Raw genomic sequence first — 16,695 nt, 5'->3', positions numbered from 1 at the left:
CACATCACAACAGGGCAAACGTTGCCTGATGCGGCACTAGGTGGTCCGCTCCCGCGCGAACGCGTCGCCGCGCGGCAGGCCGCCTACCCTCAGACCGCCGGCGTCGGGGCCCTCGTCCGAGTCGCCGACGACCAGGCGGTCGGCCTGGCGAGCATCGGCCCGGACCACCGGTGTGAGGGCCGCGCCGAGGTCAGCTACCAGCTCCTCCCCTCCGCCTGGGGCAATGGCCTGGGCCGGGAGGCCGTCAGCGCGGTTGTCAGGTGGTGGTCAACGGTGGCCGCCGGTGGCGGCCCGGTGATCGCTGTCACCCAGGCAGCAAACACGCGCTCGCGGCACCTGCTGGAGTCGATCGGCATGGTGGTCGTCGACGAGGTCATCGAGCACGGTGCACGGCAGTGCCTGTACTCCCCGGGCGGCGACGAAGACGACTCCGATGTGCGCTGGGTGCGGCTGATCGCCTCACGCCTGGACGAGGTGGAGCGTCGACGCGGCGCGCAGGCCCGCGCGACCGCGGCAGGCCAGCGCCTGCCGGAGGATCTGGCGGCTCTCTCCCCTGAGGTGGCGCAGTTGTGCCGTGCCGCCCACGGCGCGTACGGCCGTATCTGTGCCCGCGTGACGGACCACGCCCCGGACCTTCACCTGGGCCGGGCTCCCGACGGGGAGTGGATCGCCTGGACAAGCCGACCCGTATGAGTCCTGCCCATCGTGGCGGGGTGGCGCCCCGAGATCACGCGGCTTGCCGGTCTCCCGGTGGATCCGGTTGTTCACCGTCTGGCAGAAGATCGCGCATTCACCGCGGAGATCGGCGAAGGAGTCGTACTCCTTGCGCAGATTCGCGGACGTGGGCACCAGATCCGCCTTCGCGATGCGGACCGTTGCCTCCGATCCGCCTTTGGATTCGGGGTCGAAGGGGACGCAGGTGTGAACCTGCATCCCGTAGTGCCGTCCCGTCGCGACGATCTCGGGATGCCGAACGGCGACGCCGGCGACCCGGTCGATCGTCACGGTCTTCCCGTTGTCGGTCAGCGCATAGGTCGGTGCACCACCGATCGCCCGCAGGGTCGAGTCGATGCAGGTCACCAAGGTGGGCAGGGTCCGGTCCCAGGTCGGGATCACCACCCGGAACCTGGACCAGGCCAGCCATGCGCAGAACAGCAGCGTCGCGCGGGGCTCGCCGCTGCCCGGGCCGGGAACCCTCGGTCCCCAGCCCCAGTCGAACTGGAGCCACAGACCCGGCTCGGTGATCCACGGCCGATAGGTCCGCAGCTTGCCCGCCCGCCAGGCTTCCTTCGCCTTGGCTACCGCCCGGCGGGTCGTCCGCGGATCGCCGGTGAACCCGAGCAGCTGCAGGCGCTCGTGGAGCTTGTCCGCGCGGACCTTGCCTTCGGATCGCTCGACCCATTCCTCGATCTTGGGCATGAACGGGTCGATCATCTTCGGCCGCCGGACCGTGCCGGTGACCGGGCGACCGGTGTCCCTCATCCGTGCATACCTCCGCACGGTCTTGGGATCGACCCCCGCCAGCGCAGCCGCCGAATGAGCACATTCGGTGGCGTCCAGGGCCTCGAAGATTTCCATGATTTCCCTGTCAGACTTCTTCAACGTCCCTCCGGTCGGTCGGGTCAGATGCCAGGCAGCACTGAGCCAACCGCCGGAGGGATCGTTTGTTCGGAACCGACACGAATGGGGCCACGGACAGGGAGATCAGCTGTCCGCAAAAAGGGAGCTGATCTGTCCGCCTACAGGGATCTTGCGCTGTCCGCTCTCACCCAGGCATCGGGCGGCACGGCGAGTGGGTGGGGCTTGAGCGCAGGTGCCTTGACGCGCCGGGCCCACCAGATGCGCAGCCGGTACGGAGGGTGGGTAGAAACCGAGCGCAGACCGTGCTCCAGACGCGCGAGGGGCGAGAGAGTGCGCAGCAGGTTGACGTTGCGCCTCCACAGGAGGGTCACGGAGTCGCGTCCGCAGGCGCGCACCGCTCGGGCGTCGCAGGCGAGCTCGCTGCGCCATACCCACGCCGTGTACAGCAGGCGCAGGGCTGCTGCGGTCACAAAGGCGGCGGTCAGTGGCAGCCAGGCGGTGGCCAGGACCACGAGGAGCACCCCGACGGCTTGCAGGACCGTCGAGCGCTGGTTGTCGCGCCGCAGTACGTGCCCGAGCTCGTGCTCAAGGATGACCGGCAGGTGCATGGTGTCCTTCGGCCCGAACCAGTTGCTGCCCAGCCACAGATGAGCCCGGCGCCCCTCGGCCACGGAAGCGGCCTCGTTCCCGTCGCCGCTCGGGTGCCAGCCGTCGGTGAACGCGATGCTCAGCCGCTGCAGACGGTGAGCGCGGGCCACGGCACGCAGATGCTGCTCGGCATGGCTCATCCGCTGTACGAACGCGCGGTGGAAGGGGCTTGCGTCGTGCGGGGGCCTGGAACGCAGGAGGCTGTTCCAGGTGTGGTGCTGGGCCCGGAAGCCTTCGGAGACCTGGACGCGGCGGTCTCTGGTGCAGTGCAGTGCCCAGGCCCAGCTTGCGATCACGGCCATGGGGACGGCGTGGAGACCCAGATGGGTACCGCTCCCCCACCGGATGAGGACAGCGATCGTCAGCACCCAGCCGACGACGAAGTGGCTCCAGAACCGATCCCGTATCCACCACATCGTCTGCATCACCGCGCTGCACGGTGGAGCGACACCGTGTGCTGCGGGGCGGCGGGAGTCTGTCCGCGCTCGCGGCGGACTGCGCGGACCTTGTCTTCCCAGAGCAGGGAGGTGTGCGGAACGGCCGTGGCGGGCGCGCTCATCTGGATCAGCGTGGATCTCATTGGAAATTCCCAGGGTCAGGCGGCGTGGGGCCAGGGCGCGGCGGGGGTCGGCTGCAGACGTTGCGGGGCGCACGGCTGGTCGAGGCAGTCGACCCAGCCGTGGGCGGTGCGGACCGAGATGTGGGCGCCGTAGGGGGCGAGGACATCGGCGAGGCGACCGCCGCACACCGCGCAGCGCGGCTTGGAGGCGCGCGGCATGACCGTGGGACATGGGCCGGGAGTGGCCGGTCTGCGGCTAGCAGGTGGGACGGTGTCCAATCTGGCGGGCCTCTGCGCGGCCAGGCCGCGGCTGTGGGCTTGCTCGGCCAAGCGTCGGTCGTCGGCTTCGCGTCGCGCCCGGCGGCGTTCTTCGGCGAGGCGGCGGGTGAGGCGCTCCGGCAGGAGCAATCCGTCGGCCTGCAGGCCGAGTTCGGCCATGCGGACAGTCTCTTCGTGGAGGTCGTCTCCTGGGCACGGGGGATGGTGCAGGGCGTGGACGGCCGGGTTCTCGCTCTCCCACCAGCGGCCGGATCGCGGGTGGGGCTGGCCCCATATGAGGCGAACCGCGCGGTCGGCCAGGTCGAGAATGCACACCGGGGTCTGCTCGGTGAGCAGGACGTGGGGCAGGGCGGCGCCTGGGCGCATGAACCAGATGTCGCGGATGTCGGCTGCGGCGTAGTCCCGATGGCGCCGCCGCCACAGCTGGTCCGTGATCAGGCTGCTCTGGGCCTCCAGAGCGATCTGCGACCCGTCGGTGAGCCGGACATGGACGTCGGTGCGGCGCTCGCGACCGGGGGTCCACTGCTCCTGGCGGACATGGTCGACGCCGGGCAGCGAGCGCGCCCAGCGCTCGAGCTGGGTCTTGGCCTCCAAGTGCCAGAGGGTCTCTGGGTGGTGCCCGCCGGGCGGGGCCATGTGCGGCGGATGCGCGAAGTGGTGGCGGCGAGCGCCGCCGACCCTCCCTCTCGCGATCAGTGGCACGCGTGTGCCGGGCACTGTCCCGTCCAGGCCGCGGAAGCACGCCGCGCACACCAGGCTCTCGCCGTGGCGGTAGCCCAGCGTGCGCCACTGGTCCATCGGGCGGTCCTCGATGTGGACCTCTCGCCCGGTGTCCAGGTCGAACCCGACCACTAGCAGATCCTCCGCTGCCATGCACTGCCCCCGTCGTCCTGAACCTGCTCGGTGCTGACAGTGTTCGCGACCGGCGCGCCGGTGAACGCCGCTTCCAGGGGGTCGTTCCGCCTGACGGGCCGGCTGCTCCAAGCGGGTTCGGCTGCGTCCCGCCCGGCGGGACGAGGAGCGCCATCCGGGATAGAGGTGGCTGGTGGTGCCGCAAGCTGCGGGGGCGAGGACCGCGAGGACCGTCCTCACTGTCGAGGCCGCATGGCCATGTGCCCGATGGAGGTCCCCCACGGTGAGCCGCACGATTCCGCTGCTTGTGCTTTCGCTCTTCGCGTCGCTGTCGCTGCTGGTCGCGGCGGCCAGTACGGTGCGCGCCTACATGCTCGCGCAGTCGTCTTCAGTGCAGGCGCGCGCGGCCCGGCAGCAGGCGGTGTCGCACTGGGTGGGCACGGTGCTCGTCACGGGGGTCACCGTGATCGTCCGGGTCCGGCTGCACGTCGCGGGCAGTGGTGCGGACCGGCCGTCATGGGTGTCCATACCGTGGCGGACCCTTGGACTCGTGGCTGGCGGACTCGGCGCAGCCGTGGTGGTCGCAACTGTCCTCGCGGTGAGCGTCCGTGCGTGGCGCCGCCGGCGCGACCACCACCGCAAGGCCCAGCAGTCCAGGAGGATGGTGCAGGAGCGTATCGAGTCCGTTGTGGCACGGCACGACGCGGTGCTCGAGGAGTATGGGGCGCACCTCGTGGACTTCCTGGCGGCGCTGGAGCATCCGGCGCTGAACGATCCATCCGTTGCCGAGACGGAGCGCTTCGATCGGGCCCGGATCGACGCCGACGATGCCCGCATCGCCGTGCGTCACGGAGAGGGCGGGGGGCCGGTTGGGGCGTATCACAAGGCGGTGGCCGAGCTGGAGGTGTCCTGGCGTATTGCCCGCGATCACGCGCAGCGCATCGGCACGTCGTATCTCGAGCCCGCGGTTTCCCGCCGCCTGGCGAGGGCTGCGGATCTGATGGCTGTGGTGCGCGATGGAGCAACCGAACACGAGAGGGCGCTGGCGTATCAGCGGGTCCGTCGGTTGCTCGGAACCTCCGTACGCGTACCGCAGCTCGCCGAGCTGGCGGTCGAGTACCTGGTCCGCCCCGCCCTGACGGCAGGTGGCCTGGACGCTGTGGTGCGCGCCAACCGGGCAATGGACGTAGCGCTGTTGGAGATGCGCGATCTGCCGTGAAAGCCGCACCGCCTCGGGAATCTCGCCTGAAGCGAGACCCTGCTCACTGCGGAGGCGCCCGGCGCCGGTTACTGCTTGGCCGGCTCGAGCTCTGCGGCGTGCACCAGGGCGGGCAGATCCCGGTGCGGGTACGGAAAGGCCCGGTCCACTCCGGCCTGGCGGGCGATGCCCGCAGCGCAAGGACTGAGCAGGAGCAGGCGACCGGCTCGCGGGTATCGCGCTATCGTGAGCGGCGCGGCGCCTTCACGGACCGCGGTTCCCTGTACGCAGGGTGGCACGCCTACGGCATCGGTGGGCCAGGCCCGGCACGGCTGCTGGGGTGAGGATCTCAACGCGCTCAGGGCTCCTGCCGCTGGCACGGGGCCGTCGTTGACGCCGACCCACCGGGGACTTCCAGCATGGGCACAACCTTCACCAAGCAGCTCGCGGACGGCCGAACCACACACGTCACCCCCGCCCTCACCGCCTTCGGGGACGTCGCCTACGACGCCATCGACGAAGGCGGCCGGAGGATCGTCAGTGGCTGGCTGCAGGAGGCCACCCAGCGCGGCGTCGCACCAGAGCGCCGCCCGGCCGGCTGCACGCACCTGATCGCCGGTCTCTCCGTCTCTCCCCGTTGTGGTTCACCGCCGAGGAGGCCACCGAGCTGGCCGCCCTCGGCGAGCAGGCCAAGGCTGCGTTCGACGCCTCCGAGGAGGGGCAGCAGCTCGCGGCCTGGCGGGAGCAGCAGGAGACGAATCGGCGGGGGGCCACCTCTCGTACCGCCGTCCTTCGCTCCCCGGAAGGTGAGGCCCTGGTGCGGCAGCGCGACCGGTTGCTGGGGTCGGTGGAGGCTCTGCTCGACGCCGATGCGGAGCAGCGGGCCCGCGCACACGACGACGAGGGTGGAGACCCTGCGCTCTACTACCGCGTCCAGCAGCCGAAGACGGACGGCGCCGTGGAGCGGGCGCAAGCCGAGTTGGATGCGTTCGGCGCCGAGCACCCGGAGATCGTCGCCGCCCTGGTGGCCGAGCAGGACGCTGCCCGGGACCGCTTCCGCGACATCGACTGAGACCCGTCGGCGCGATGATGACTGGCCATGGTCGCCGCCTGGGCGGAGAGAGAACGCTGGTCAGCCGACCGCCTGCCGCCGAGTGCAGTGGTTGAAGGCGCGGGCCCTGCAACGCTGGCTCATCCTCACCCGGCTGGGGCGGAGGGCTGGGAGTCGATCAGAGTGACGTCGTAGCCGTGAGCCTCCATCCATACCTTGGTCGCTTCCAGGCCGGAGGGGGCGACAGCTGCTCTTTGGGCGAAGGACTGCTCCACGGCCCGCTGGATGGGGCCGAGCAGGGGACTGTTCGTGCTCTGTATGGGGGTGAGCCACTGCGGGCGGAAGCCCTGGAGGCCAGTGCGGTTGGGGGCGGCGGCGGGGTGTGAGGTGTAGGGGAACTCGACGTGCATGTACTGTCCGTCTTCGCCCGCGATGAGGATGTTCAGGGCCTCGTCGGGAGCGTCGAGAGGAAAGTCGCAGGCGATCTTGACGTCGCAGGTCTCCCAGCTGAGCACGATGCAGTCGGCGGCCGCGGCTGCGGCCAGCAGGGCTAGGTCAGCTATGCCCTTCTCGGCGTCTTGTCCCGTATAGAGCGGGCGGGTGTGGGCCACTGCGACGACGCGGCCGCCCTGCAGAGCGGTGAGGGAGGGCCGGTGGGCCATGCCCTCGGACATGGCCGCGGTGTGGGCCCGCGCGGTCGAGTCGGTGAGCATCTGAATGATGGTCCCGGGTGGGAACAGGTCGCCGGGCGTATGTTCGCGGGACCGTGTGGTGGCTCCGTACGGGCGGCGGCGACGGTTACGGGTCGGCTTGCTGCGGCCCATCTGCTTCTCCTGACGGTGACGGCGAGCTCCTCAGGAGGTGACGCTATGTCCCGACAGGCCCGGCGGACGAACGTGGTGCGGTCGCGTCCCGCCAGGAGGAACTTCAGGCCCCGCGAACCTTGCCGCAGATCCCGCCGTGTGGGCCGGGGCCGGTGCGCATATCAGTGGGAGGAGGGGGCGAGGCCGAGAGACGTCCCCCCCCCGGAGGTCGGTTGCAGGGTTCTGCTTCGGTGACGGGAGGCCTGCTGAGACGATGTCTCGTGCCGGGGCGGCCGGCAGGAGTTTGGATGGCTCCGCTGTGACGGACGGCTGCCCCGGCAACTGGGGACCGGTAGCGGACGATGTGCTCTTCCGGTCGGAGAATCAGGTCTGCTCACGCCAGTTGTAGGCGAGCTCGCCGCCGTCGTTGCTCGGCGCCGGGTAGACCGTTGCTGACCTAAGCGTCGTGGTGAGGATGCCCCGGCGCTGAGTGTTGGTCATCGAGCGCTGCCACTGATCCAGCGCGTGCTGGGGTGACACGGGGACGTTCAGCTCCAGCTCGATTCCGTCCGCTACAAGGATCTCCTGAGCGATGCCGAGCTCGCGACAGGCCTGGGCGGGGAAGGCGTGGGTGAGTACCTTCTTCGCGATGCGCAGCTCGATGTCGTCAGCGATGAGTGCTGGCAGACACCCGGTAGCGCATTCGTACGTGACGGGCAGGCCGCCTCCGCTCAGGAGCAGCCCGCACAGTCCGCAGGAGAGCAGATCGGTGAGCAGGGGGCCATGCCAGGGAGCGGGGCTCGATTGCGCTGCCATGAGCACGGGGCCGGCTGGGTGCTCCGCGGCACGAACGTAATCTGCCTCAGGTCTGGGCGGCCGCTGGGCATGGTGGCCAGGCAGGCCGAGATCGGGTACGCGCCGCTGTCTGTGCGCCAGACGATTACCTGCCCGTCAGGGCGATCTTGTGAGGAGATGCCTGCGGTAAGTCCCAGCTGTGCAGCATCCTCGCGGATGGCGAGCAATTCGGCGTTGCGCGGCGCTGCGGTGATGGCGTCGCGGAGGGCGCCTGAGAATCCTAGGGCGATGTCTTCCCAATTAGCGATTCGTCTTCGTGCGTCCTCGTTGGTGAGGATCCAGCGCATCAGGCTCCAGCCCGGCCGGTTCGAGCCGGGGAGCAGCGTGCGGGCGAAGGCGTTGGCCTCCACGGTCCGCCAGGTACTGTCCACGATGAGAGCCGGGATGTCGTAGCCGTGCAGCATGCGTTGCAGGTACTTGTCCAGAGGAGCGCCAGTCGTAGCCAGGCGCGCGCGGTGCCTGTGGGGGATCTGCAGGGCGTCGATGACCGCCTCGACGGCTTCGGTGCCTGGCCAGGCGGTGCCTTTTTCCAATGCAAGGTACTGAGCGATGGAGATGCCCGCTCGCTCGGCCACATGTGAGGGATCGAGAGCGGCTCGGGCTCGGTAGACCGCAACTACCTCCGCGAGGGTGGCGATCATCATGCTCGGCTCCTGACTTCGCCTATCTGCTCACCTGGTATGGGTGCTCCAACGGCGCTGTGCTGACTCTGCTGCCCCGTACTTGTCAGCGTAAATAAGGCACTTCCCCCCGAAGGGTGGACACCAGTTCGTGTCGTTACGCGGCGAGCGTCATGTTACGTGATGTTTCATAGGCGATGGGGCTGAGCTGCCCGTTCGCCGAGTGGCGACGCCAGCTGTTGTACCGCGTCAGCCAGCGGAAGACCGTGCGCCGGCAGGCATCGGCCCCGCTGTAGCGGCGGGCGCCCTGAAGGGTCTCCCGTTTCAGGGACGCGTGGAAGGATTCGCAAGCGGCGTTGTCCGCGCTGGTACCGACGGCGCCCATGGACTGTGTCACTCCCAACTCGCCAAACAGGTCCGCGAATTCACGTGACGCGTACTGCGCCCCGTGATCGCTGTGAAAGACGGCTCCGTTCAGGCTGCCACGGACGTGGGCAGCCATCCTGAGCGCGTCGGCGACCAGAGAGGTGCGCATGTGGTCGGCGATGGACCAGCCCACCACTCGGCGGGAGAAGCAGTCGATGACGGTGGCCAGGTAGAGGAACTCACTGTGAGGGGCGCCCACTTGGGCAGTGTGATGGGTGGTTGGGGGAGCTGGTGTAGTTGCCTAAGAAGTTGGCCGAGGTGCTCAGTGTTGGGAGTGTTTCTCGTGGTGGGCTGTGGATAGTAACGCCAGAAGGTGACGACATGCCCATCAGCGAGTACGGGCTGTTGAAGGTCCGCGGGTTCCGTCACCGATACGCCGTTGGTGGTGAGCCAGCGGGTGAGCGTCACGCTGGTGGTGAGCCTGGGGAGGTGCTCGACCGGGCTGACGCGCGCGACGATGCGTTCGGTAGGAAGGAGGTAGACCGCGGTCGCATGCTGGTGCAACTTGGTGATCTGGTCGCTTCGCAACCCACTCATGCGGGCTGCACTGTGTGCTGCATAGTCTTCGGTGCCCTGCTTCATTGGAGTTGCGCCTCCGGTTGTGTGTTCATCCCGTCTGCGTCCGGCCACCCTTCCCTGGCGTGGCTCAGGACATCCGGGGAGACGGACCGCGTAGTGGCTGCCGAAGGGCGATTCGGTCAGAGCTGTCGGCCTGCTATCTACCTGCGACCGTGTGGATCAGTTCCACGACTCGTTGTGCGTTCGTCAGATCCGGAATGACATCGTCGGCTCCCTCGGTGGCCAGTTGTTCAGCCGAGGTCGTTCCCGAGGCAACACCGATGACTCTCGCGCCGCCTTCCAGTCCCGTACGGACGTCCTGCAGAGAGTCACCAATGATGACGGTGTTCTCGCGGCCGAAGACATGGTCGTACAACGCCTCAGCTCTGTCCTGTGCCATGCGCACGAGGGCGGGCCGATGGGAGTCGTCGGAAGCGTAGCCTCCGATACTCATGTCTAGGTAGTCCGCAAGGCAGAAGGCGGACAGTTTGATCTCTGCGCTCGCTTTGAGGTTGCCAGTCACAATCGTCGGGACAAGCAGTCGAGACTGGTGCACGGCCGCCAGAGCCCCAACCGCGCCGGGCATCAGATGTCCCTCGCGACGCAGTGCCTCGCGGTGGCGATTCAGCTGACTGGGAAGGCGTTCAACCATCAAGCGCGCGAGGTGATCGCATTCCGATTCGGGGACAGCATTGGCGGAGAGCAGTTCCCGCACGGCAAGCGGCATGGTGACACCGGTTCCTCTGGCGGGCAGCGTCTGCGCGTCGCGGCCAACTATCTCGCGAAACACCTCGCGATACACCAAGCGGTCGGTCTCACCGACGTAGAGCAGAGTCCGGTCGACGTCCCATAGCACCAGAATCATGCGAGCGCTCGCTCCTTCAGAAGTTCCTCGCCCCGGTCGAGGAACATACGGACAGGGGCTGCGCTGCCGAACTGGCGCGCTTCGCGCAGCATCGAGTGCAGATGTTCGTCGAGCCGGGCGGACCGGATGCCGTCCACCATGGTGAGCACTTCGTGTCCGGTAGCGGCACCGGCGTCTGCGTCGCCCGCGCGCATCTGTGCCGTTGCTGCGCGGGTGAGGAACTGGGCCCTGGTCCGAGCTTCTTCACGGTTCAGGACGCCGCGAGCTGAAGCGAAGGCGGATGCGGCCTCGGCTGGACGGCCCAGCTCGAGGAAGCAGCTGCCTCGCTGGCCGAGGATCTCACCTGGATTGATCCAATACAGCCAATGCGGCTCATCCTCTCCGCGCCCCTTGGCGCACAGGGCTTCCGCTTCTTCGAGGGCTGCCAGAGCGTGCCGTTCTTCTCGCAGTCGAGCGTGACCTCGCGCTTGGCGCGTGAGGAGCATGGCGTGCAAGGCCGGCACGTCCTGGTCACTGAGGCTCTGGCGTGCTGTCCGGGCAGCAGTGACTGCCTCGCGGGGATCTCCGACCGAGTAGCCGTGAATGGCCAGGAATGACAGTGCACCGGCGCGGAGCCTTGAGTCCCCTGATGCGTGAGCCGCACGCAGTGCACCAAGGAAGAGCCGTTGTGCTTCGTCGTGCTTGCCGCCGTCGAACGAGTACCACCCAGTCTGAATGGCGGTGTCTGCGGTCACCGCTGCGAGTCGGCGGCCTGTCCGCTCGTCGAAGGTTCCGGTCTTCATCAGGCCCAGCAGGACCTGCAAGTGTTTCCTGGCGGTGCTGGCCAGGGTTCCGCTGCCGCTGCTCGCGTCCAGCTGCCTCAGTGCGTCAGTGGTGGTCTGCAGTGACGTGAGTAGAGGCATGGTCACCCGCGTTCCGTCGCGGGTGTCTGCGGCCAGCGCCTCCATGGGGGCGATGGCCGACTGCAGGACATATTGAGTGAGACCGGCTCCGCTCAAGGCGGTCAGCACGCTTCGACGCTTCATGGCACCTCCGACAGCCACTTCAAGTGACGTCACCATACGATCCGCCGTCCACGGCATCGCCGGGTCCAGCGCCTCCGAAGCCGCTGTCTGATCCCATCCTGTTAAGGGCGTCAGGAGCAGCGGCCGCAGGTCAGTTGGGAGGTCGAGGCCGTTGAGGAGGTCGATGATGGCATCTCGGCCTCCCAGCTGCTTGCGACCGTTTTCGAGGTCGGAGATGTACGACTGGGTAAGCCCGGTCAGGGCGCGTACGTCCATCTGGGACAGCCCTGACCGTCGTCGTAGCAAACGAAGCAAGACACCGAACTCCCAGGAAGCAAGGGCTCGTTGCACTTGCTCGTCACGCCATGCCCGGTCAGGAACCCTGAGCGCGGCGTTGGTACGTGAGCACGATGCGCACATGGGGTCGGGGTTGTACTGACTCAGCACGTTCCCGCACTTGCCGCACACCCGGATCGGCATCTTCATGACAGCACCCGTCGTACTGGGTTGAGCTCAACTTTCGGCTACTTACAGGCTATGCGCAGATTGATATCGCGGTAGCGATATCGCCACGGCGATGCGTGTCGATCTCCGTCGACCCCAGACTCGTGCCACTGCCGCAGTACAACCAGGCAGCAGGCAGCGGCGCGGTGTCCGCCGACGCGTATTGGGAGGGGGGCGTTGTGTACCGGACCGTGACAGAGCACGCACTGTCGGACACGCAAGCACTACGCGGCCATCTCGGTCCTGAGTTGCGCGAGGGCTTGTGTGGCTGCGCTGCTGACCTCGGGCAGGGCGTGGCCGCCAGCGCGGATGATGCGTTGCAGTTGGTGCGGCAGTCGTTGGGCCTGTGCCTGGGATACGGCTTGGGTGAGCAGTTCTGTGGCGCCGCGTGTGTCTCCGCCCAAGAGGCGGACCTTGCCGTTGGTGGTGAGTTCGATGACGCGCCACTGGGGTGCGACGGCCATGGTCGGTGCGGGTGTTTCTTGTTCAGCTCGGAGTATGGCTGTGCTCGCGCGGCCGGTGCCGATCAGACCCCGAAGCTCGATTTCGTGAAGAGCCACCGGGTTCACGAGGCTTGTGTGGTCGACCGCGTCGAGAAGAGCCTTTGCTTCCTGGATGGCGCGGTCGAAGAGGGAGGCGTTGCCGAGGGCGCCGGCTGCACGGGCAAGGAGGGGCAGGACCGCTGCGCGGCTCTCTCGGTTGGGAGCAAGGGACGCGGCGGAGACAAGGCGGTTGACGGCAGCGCCGATGAGCCCCGCTTTGCGCAGTTCGTTTCCGTGCATGCGCAGTGCGGTGGTGGTCAGTGGGGAGTCGTCGAGGAAGCTCACGACGTTGAGACTCTTGGCGGTCCAGTGAGCGGCGGTGGCGAGACGTTCTTCGGGCAGGACGTTGCCCAGGGCGGTGCCGAGTCCCAGACGAGCGTCGGCGAGGAGGCGCAGTGCCTCGCGTTCTGTGTGTCCGTCTCGCGCGCGGGCTTCGAGCCTGGCGACGAGCGGCCAGAGTTCGGTGACGGCTTCCGAAGCGTGTCCGGTCTGTCGGGCGATCTCGGCGAGACGCACGGTGGACTGGCCGAACTGGACCATGGCCCGGAAGTCGGTGTCGGCGGGGTCGGTGACGCCCAGAACGTGCGGCGGCAGGGCGAGCCGGTCAGCGATGTGCCGCAGAACAGCGACATCCGTGAGTCGGCGCTTGCCGAGCTCGATCGCGGAAACGTAGGTCTTGTCGTAGCCGAGCAGGGCACCGGTCTCCGCCTGGCTCTGACCGTGCACGCGGCGGTGGAAGCGGATGATTGCCGCGAGGTCTCGGGTGGCCAGAACCATCTGGGCTTCTGGTGTGGCCCAGCGCCATGCGGCGTGAGGGAAGGACGGTCGCAGGGCTTGCGCACTGTCGGTGCCGTGCCTGGTCATGCCCGGCTACCTCTTCTTCCGGGCGGCGTACACGGCGGCGATGGACCGCTTGTAGCCATCCGGCATGGTCAGTGTGGGTACTTCGTGCTCGGCGAAGAGTCCGGCGTGGGAGTGCTCGTGGCTGACGGCCGGGGGCGTGTCCGGTGTGAGGACCATGCAGTCGTAGGTGACGATCAGGACCCGACGCCCGGGGAGCGGCTCGTAGATCCAGGTGTCGAGGAGGGTGCCGGCTTTGACGGCCCAGCCGGTTTCCTCCCGCAGTTCTCGCTCCACGGCTTCTTCGAGGCTGTGGTCGGCTGGGTTCGATCCGGACGGAGGGCCGATCTCCAGGCGTCCGCCGGGCAGTTCCCACTCCTGGCGCTCGTTGTGCAGCAGAAGGACACGCGACTGGTGGTCCAGGGCCACGGCCTTGACCGAGACCGGCCACAGCGACGGTTGATACGACATGCAGTTTCCCAGGGTGCGACGGGTGGACCAGGCCCCCGGACCGTAGCAGCCGGCCACCGCCCTCGGGCTTCCAACCCGAATTGTCCGGGTCGACAATCTGTCGCTTTACCAGGTGCCCGCGCTCTTCGCACCCTGGTCGAAACGCGTCCGATTCACAGAGGAGCACATCCATCCATGTTGACGTGTGCCCGAACTGCCGGAATCCAAAGCCGTACTACCCAGCCGCAGATAGGCGATGCCGACGGGCGGATCGCCGAGCGGGTACGCGAGCATGGCCTGGTGATGGTGGACGGGCTGGGATCCCGGGCGTCGGTCCTCGCGTTCGCCCGGCGGGTCATGACGCTGGTGCCACATCGTCACAGCGACCCGGACGCCCTCACCACGATCCGTGACATCGGACGGGAGTCGCGGCGGCCTGGGCTGGCGGGTCTCGGTACCGGCGAACTGCATGCCCACACCGAGGGATCGAGCGTTCCGGAGCCGCCGCGGCTCATGCTTCTGGTCTGTCTCCGGCGCCCGGTGCGCGGTGGCGAGGTGTTCCTCACCGACGGGCAGGCCGTTCACGATCACCTGGCCGCCACGGTCCCGGAGGCCGTGGAACTCTTGAGCCGGCCCGGGACCGCGTTCTACGGCGACGGCGGCGGACGCCCCAGCCAGTTGCTCACCCGTCACCCGGGCGGCCGGACGTCGATCCGCTACCGGCAGGACGATCTTGCCCAGTTCAGTCCTGTGGTGGGTCGTTTCCTGCCTGGCGTGAGAGCAGCCATCACGGCCAACCAGCGAACCATCACGCTGTCGCCGGGGCAGGGCTACCTCATCGACAATCACCGCTACCTCCATGCCCGTGCAGCATTCAGCGGCCCACGATTGTGTGTGCGCGCCCTGGGAAGCCCGCTGTTTCCCCTCCAGCCCGGATTCCGTACCGATCGGGCCGAAAGCGTCGCCGCGGTCCTGGCCCTTAACGGGGGTTCGTCGGCACGGTGCTCACCTCCGGTCCTGGATGTCACCGAGACGCCCGTATCGCAGATGGGTTCCCTGTCCAGCGGCGGCGACGGCGACGGCAGGAGTACGCCATGAAGGCGGTTGCGAGCTGGCCTCCCATGGCTTCGGATATGGGGGCCGTGGTCGAGGCATATGAGCGGGTTCTGTGTTGGCCCCTGCTCGTCGAAACGACGCTCCTTTCGTGGGACCGTGCTGCCGCCGACCTGAGGAAAAATCCGGGCAGCCTGCTGAGCACGACCTGTTCCGCCATGGATACCGTGACGGTTCCGCGCGAGGTCGGTCTGGAGACCATGGTTTTGCTCGGACGACGGGACATGGGGCCGGTACCCTGTCTGATCTCGCCTCAGGACCAGGCCACTCTCCTGATCCGGGCCGGGACCGGCAGCGCATTTGCCGGGATGGAGAACATCCGGGTCGAATCCGGGGCAGGGGAACGTCTGATCCTTCCGCCCTCATCCGGCTGGCGATGGGACACCCCTCCATGGGACGCCCGCACCCGGGCCCCTTGTCCGCTGCTCGATGGCACCGAACTCGTCGAGTGCGTACGTGACGCACTGCGGCTGTTCGGCGGCTGTATGCCATAGCCCCTCAGACCGGTCACCGTGGCTGGTGCGTGGCGGTCCGTACGCCGTCCCCCGTGGGTTACGGCCCCGCCTCACCAGCCCCGGTGGCCCTCTTCTTCCTTCTTCTTACGCATTGAGGATGCTCATGTCTGATCGTTCCTGGCGCTTCGCCGGGCACGGGCGAAACCGTCGGCCGGCCGTCGGCGCAGGGCGCGCCACCGTGTGGACCGTGGCCGTTGCCCCGCAGGGGTCTCTCGGCGCCCACCCGCGCACGGACTCGTGGGGGCAGCGCGTGCGGGACCGAGCTGCGCGCATCATCAGCCTGGTGCGCGACCGGTTCCTCGACAGGAACGGGCCGAGTCCTGTCGTCCGGTCCTCGGTCGCGTGCGCCAGAGAGACCATCGCCTTGGTTCTCGATGAGGAAGCCCCCGTTCCGGAGACGCAACGGGACGTACAGGACCTCCTGTTCCGGTTGCGCGGCCACCTCATGCAATTCGGTGCCCAGGGGCCGCGGTCGGGACCGTGGGCTCAGGCATTGGACGAGGCCCGGCAGCTGGCCGAGCAGGCGCCGCCGCTGGACGACTTCCTGGGGTCGCGCGTCCATCTGCGGCAGCTGGCCCTCCGGGTGCGGGCGCTGCTTGCCGAGATGGACGATCCGTGGCCTGTGCCCGGGCTGCTGGGCTCCGGTCAGGAAGCGGCGGCGAGCACGCCGAGCCCACTCGATTCCGTGTTCCGTGTCACGGCCGCCGGGCGGCCGCGGTGACCGTCTTTTCCCGACGGGTTCATCCCGTCCTGGCCGGAGTACGAGCCTGTCGTGGTGCTTCGCCGCAGACACAAGGCTCTGAGGTGAGGTTGAGCCAGCAGCTTTCGCACCCTTCGTCGGAGCAGCCAACGCTCAAGGGCAAGCACCGTGCCTCGCGAACCATGGGTGAATTACCGGCTGCTGGCGTCGGCCCAGTAGTGCGTGAGCATCTCGCTGGGCCAAGCAGGCTGCTGTACAGGGCCGCGGGGTCCCATTTCCTCGAAGTAGGGTGCCAGGTCGATTACCGGGGTGCTGTCGACCGCGTCGAGGTCGGTGACCAGGAGGTCCCGGCCGTTCACGCCGAGCAGGCGCGGGTAGCTGATGGCGAGCTGGTTCGGCCTTCGGTGGTTGCGGTGGACGAACGTTCCTGTCGCCGGCCAGCGGCTGTTGCCGCGCGGGCTGCGTGCGTGGAGCTGCACGTCTTCGGGGTGTGCGAGGTGGAAGCGCCACGTCACCGTCAGATGGCTGAAGTCCTCGATGCCCTGGAGGGTCTCGACCGGGTAGGCGTCGTGGAGCCGGATGATCGCTTCGGTTCCTCCCTGGTAGTCGTCCAGGACGCTGGTGTGGCCGCCCACCACCGTGGCGATCGGGGTGATCTCGATCGGCTTCTCTGGCGTCACTGTTGTTCCCTTTCTGTCCCCGGTACCGCCGGTGCTGTGGGTGCGTGGCGGT

The 16,695-nt window shown here is 68.1% G+C and carries 17 protein-coding genes and 2 pseudogenes; 6 read left to right on the top strand and 13 right to left on the bottom strand.

All coding sequences use genetic code 11. The features are described from left to right. The first annotated feature begins 21 nt into the window (after positions 1-21). Positions 22-693 carry a GNAT family N-acetyltransferase gene (locus ACGF2V_RS21030; protein WP_362710565.1) on the top strand — a complete coding sequence of 224 codons (672 nt, stop codon included), beginning with the start codon at positions 22-24 and terminating at the stop codon, positions 691-693. A 48-nt stretch (positions 694-741) separates the two neighbouring features. Here the strand turns inward: ACGF2V_RS21030 and istA are convergent. The 4 genes and pseudogenes from istA to ACGF2V_RS21010 all read right to left on the bottom strand — a co-directional run. After that, positions 742-1,578 (bottom strand): annotated as a pseudogene (gene istA, locus ACGF2V_RS21025) (IS21 family transposase); the annotation flags it as partial. A gap of 161 nt (positions 1,579-1,739) precedes the next feature. Continuing rightward, a complete protein-coding gene (locus ACGF2V_RS21020) occupies positions 1,740-2,654 on the bottom strand; it encodes a M48 family metalloprotease (protein ID WP_362710601.1) in 915 nt (304 codons plus the stop codon). After that, positions 2,654-2,809, bottom strand: a complete 156-nt coding sequence (locus ACGF2V_RS21015; RefSeq protein WP_362710563.1) for a hypothetical protein — start codon at positions 2,807-2,809, stop codon at positions 2,654-2,656. Before ACGF2V_RS21015 ends, ACGF2V_RS21020 begins: the two co-directional genes overlap by 1 nt. Positions 2,810-2,824: 15 nt before the next feature. Next, positions 2,825-3,940, bottom strand: a complete 1,116-nt coding sequence (locus ACGF2V_RS21010; protein ID WP_362710561.1) for a competence protein CoiA family protein — start codon at positions 3,938-3,940, stop codon at positions 2,825-2,827. Between the two features lie 262 nt (positions 3,941-4,202). Between ACGF2V_RS21010 and ACGF2V_RS21005 the strand changes: the two genes are divergently transcribed. Continuing rightward, positions 4,203-5,138 (top strand): hypothetical protein, encoded by a 936-nt coding sequence (locus ACGF2V_RS21005; protein ID WP_362710558.1) that lies wholly within the window; start codon positions 4,203-4,205, stop codon positions 5,136-5,138. Between the two features lie 616 nt (positions 5,139-5,754). Then, the gene (locus ACGF2V_RS21000; RefSeq protein WP_362710555.1) at positions 5,755-6,189 is read left to right on the top strand and encodes a hypothetical protein; all 435 of its coding nucleotides are present in this window, start codon (positions 5,755-5,757) and stop codon (positions 6,187-6,189) included. Positions 6,190-6,314: 125 nt separating this feature from the next. Here the strand turns inward: ACGF2V_RS21000 and ACGF2V_RS20995 are convergent, their stop codons facing one another. The 8 genes and pseudogenes from ACGF2V_RS20995 to ACGF2V_RS20960 all read right to left on the bottom strand — a co-directional run bounded on the left by ACGF2V_RS20995 (position 6,315) and on the right by ACGF2V_RS20960 (position 13,656). Further along, positions 6,315-6,992, bottom strand: coding sequence for a hypothetical protein (locus ACGF2V_RS20995; protein ID WP_362710552.1), 678 nt, complete (start codon positions 6,990-6,992; stop codon positions 6,315-6,317). A gap of 363 nt (positions 6,993-7,355) precedes the next feature. After that, positions 7,356-7,787, bottom strand: a complete 432-nt coding sequence (locus ACGF2V_RS20990) for a hypothetical protein (RefSeq protein WP_362710550.1) — start codon at positions 7,785-7,787, stop codon at positions 7,356-7,358. Next, complete coding sequence (locus tag ACGF2V_RS20985; RefSeq protein ID WP_362710548.1) at positions 7,703-8,470, bottom strand: helix-turn-helix domain-containing protein; 768 nt, start codon at positions 8,468-8,470, stop codon at positions 7,703-7,705. Before ACGF2V_RS20985 ends, ACGF2V_RS20990 begins: the two co-directional genes overlap by 85 nt. A 133-nt stretch (positions 8,471-8,603) precedes the next feature. Continuing rightward, a pseudogene (locus ACGF2V_RS20980) lies at positions 8,604-9,047 on the bottom strand (IS3 family transposase); the annotation flags it as partial. A 540-nt stretch (positions 9,048-9,587) separates the two neighbouring features. Then, entirely contained in the window at positions 9,588-10,295 is a 708-nt protein-coding gene (locus ACGF2V_RS20975) for an HAD hydrolase-like protein (RefSeq protein ID WP_362710545.1), read from the bottom strand. Beyond that, positions 10,292-11,785, bottom strand: a complete 1,494-nt coding sequence (locus ACGF2V_RS20970; protein WP_362710542.1) for a helix-turn-helix transcriptional regulator — start codon at positions 11,783-11,785, stop codon at positions 10,292-10,294. The genes ACGF2V_RS20975 and ACGF2V_RS20970 overlap by 4 nt, the downstream gene beginning before the upstream one ends. A gap of 242 nt (positions 11,786-12,027) precedes the next feature. After that, positions 12,028-13,209: a helix-turn-helix transcriptional regulator gene (locus ACGF2V_RS20965; RefSeq protein WP_362710539.1), complete on the bottom strand. Its 1,182-nt coding sequence runs from the start codon at positions 13,207-13,209 to the stop codon at positions 12,028-12,030. Positions 13,210-13,215: 6 nt separating this feature from the next. Then, positions 13,216-13,656, bottom strand: a complete 441-nt coding sequence (locus ACGF2V_RS20960) for an NUDIX hydrolase (RefSeq protein WP_362710536.1) — start codon at positions 13,654-13,656, stop codon at positions 13,216-13,218. A 174-nt stretch (positions 13,657-13,830) separates the two neighbouring features. On the opposite strand from ACGF2V_RS20960, the gene ACGF2V_RS20955 reads away from it, so the two are divergent. From ACGF2V_RS20955 to ACGF2V_RS20945, 3 genes are all read left to right on the top strand, one after another. Beyond that, positions 13,831-14,733, top strand: coding sequence for a TauD/TfdA family dioxygenase (locus tag ACGF2V_RS20955; protein ID WP_362710533.1), 903 nt, complete (start codon positions 13,831-13,833; stop codon positions 14,731-14,733). After that, the gene (locus tag ACGF2V_RS20950) at positions 14,730-15,242 is read left to right on the top strand and encodes a hypothetical protein (protein WP_362710530.1); all 513 of its coding nucleotides are present in this window, start codon (positions 14,730-14,732) and stop codon (positions 15,240-15,242) included. The genes ACGF2V_RS20955 and ACGF2V_RS20950 overlap by 4 nt, the downstream gene beginning before the upstream one ends. A gap of 124 nt (positions 15,243-15,366) precedes the next feature. Continuing rightward, on the top strand, positions 15,367-15,984 hold the full coding sequence (locus ACGF2V_RS20945; RefSeq protein ID WP_362710528.1) for a DUF6415 family natural product biosynthesis protein: 618 nt from the start codon (positions 15,367-15,369) through the stop codon (positions 15,982-15,984). Positions 15,985-16,154: 170 nt separating this feature from the next. On the opposite strand, the gene ACGF2V_RS20940 is transcribed toward ACGF2V_RS20945, so the two are convergent. Next, a complete protein-coding gene (locus tag ACGF2V_RS20940) occupies positions 16,155-16,643 on the bottom strand; it encodes an SAM-dependent methyltransferase (protein ID WP_362710526.1) in 489 nt (162 codons plus the stop codon). Positions 16,644-16,695: the final 52 nt, after the last annotated feature.

Source organism: Streptomyces sp. NPDC047982 (genome assembly GCF_043204165.1).
Lineage (GTDB): Bacteria > Actinomycetota > Actinomycetes > Streptomycetales > Streptomycetaceae > Streptomyces.
The sequence above is the reverse complement of the archived record's forward strand: the minus strand, read 5'-3'. Positions and strand labels throughout refer to the sequence as shown.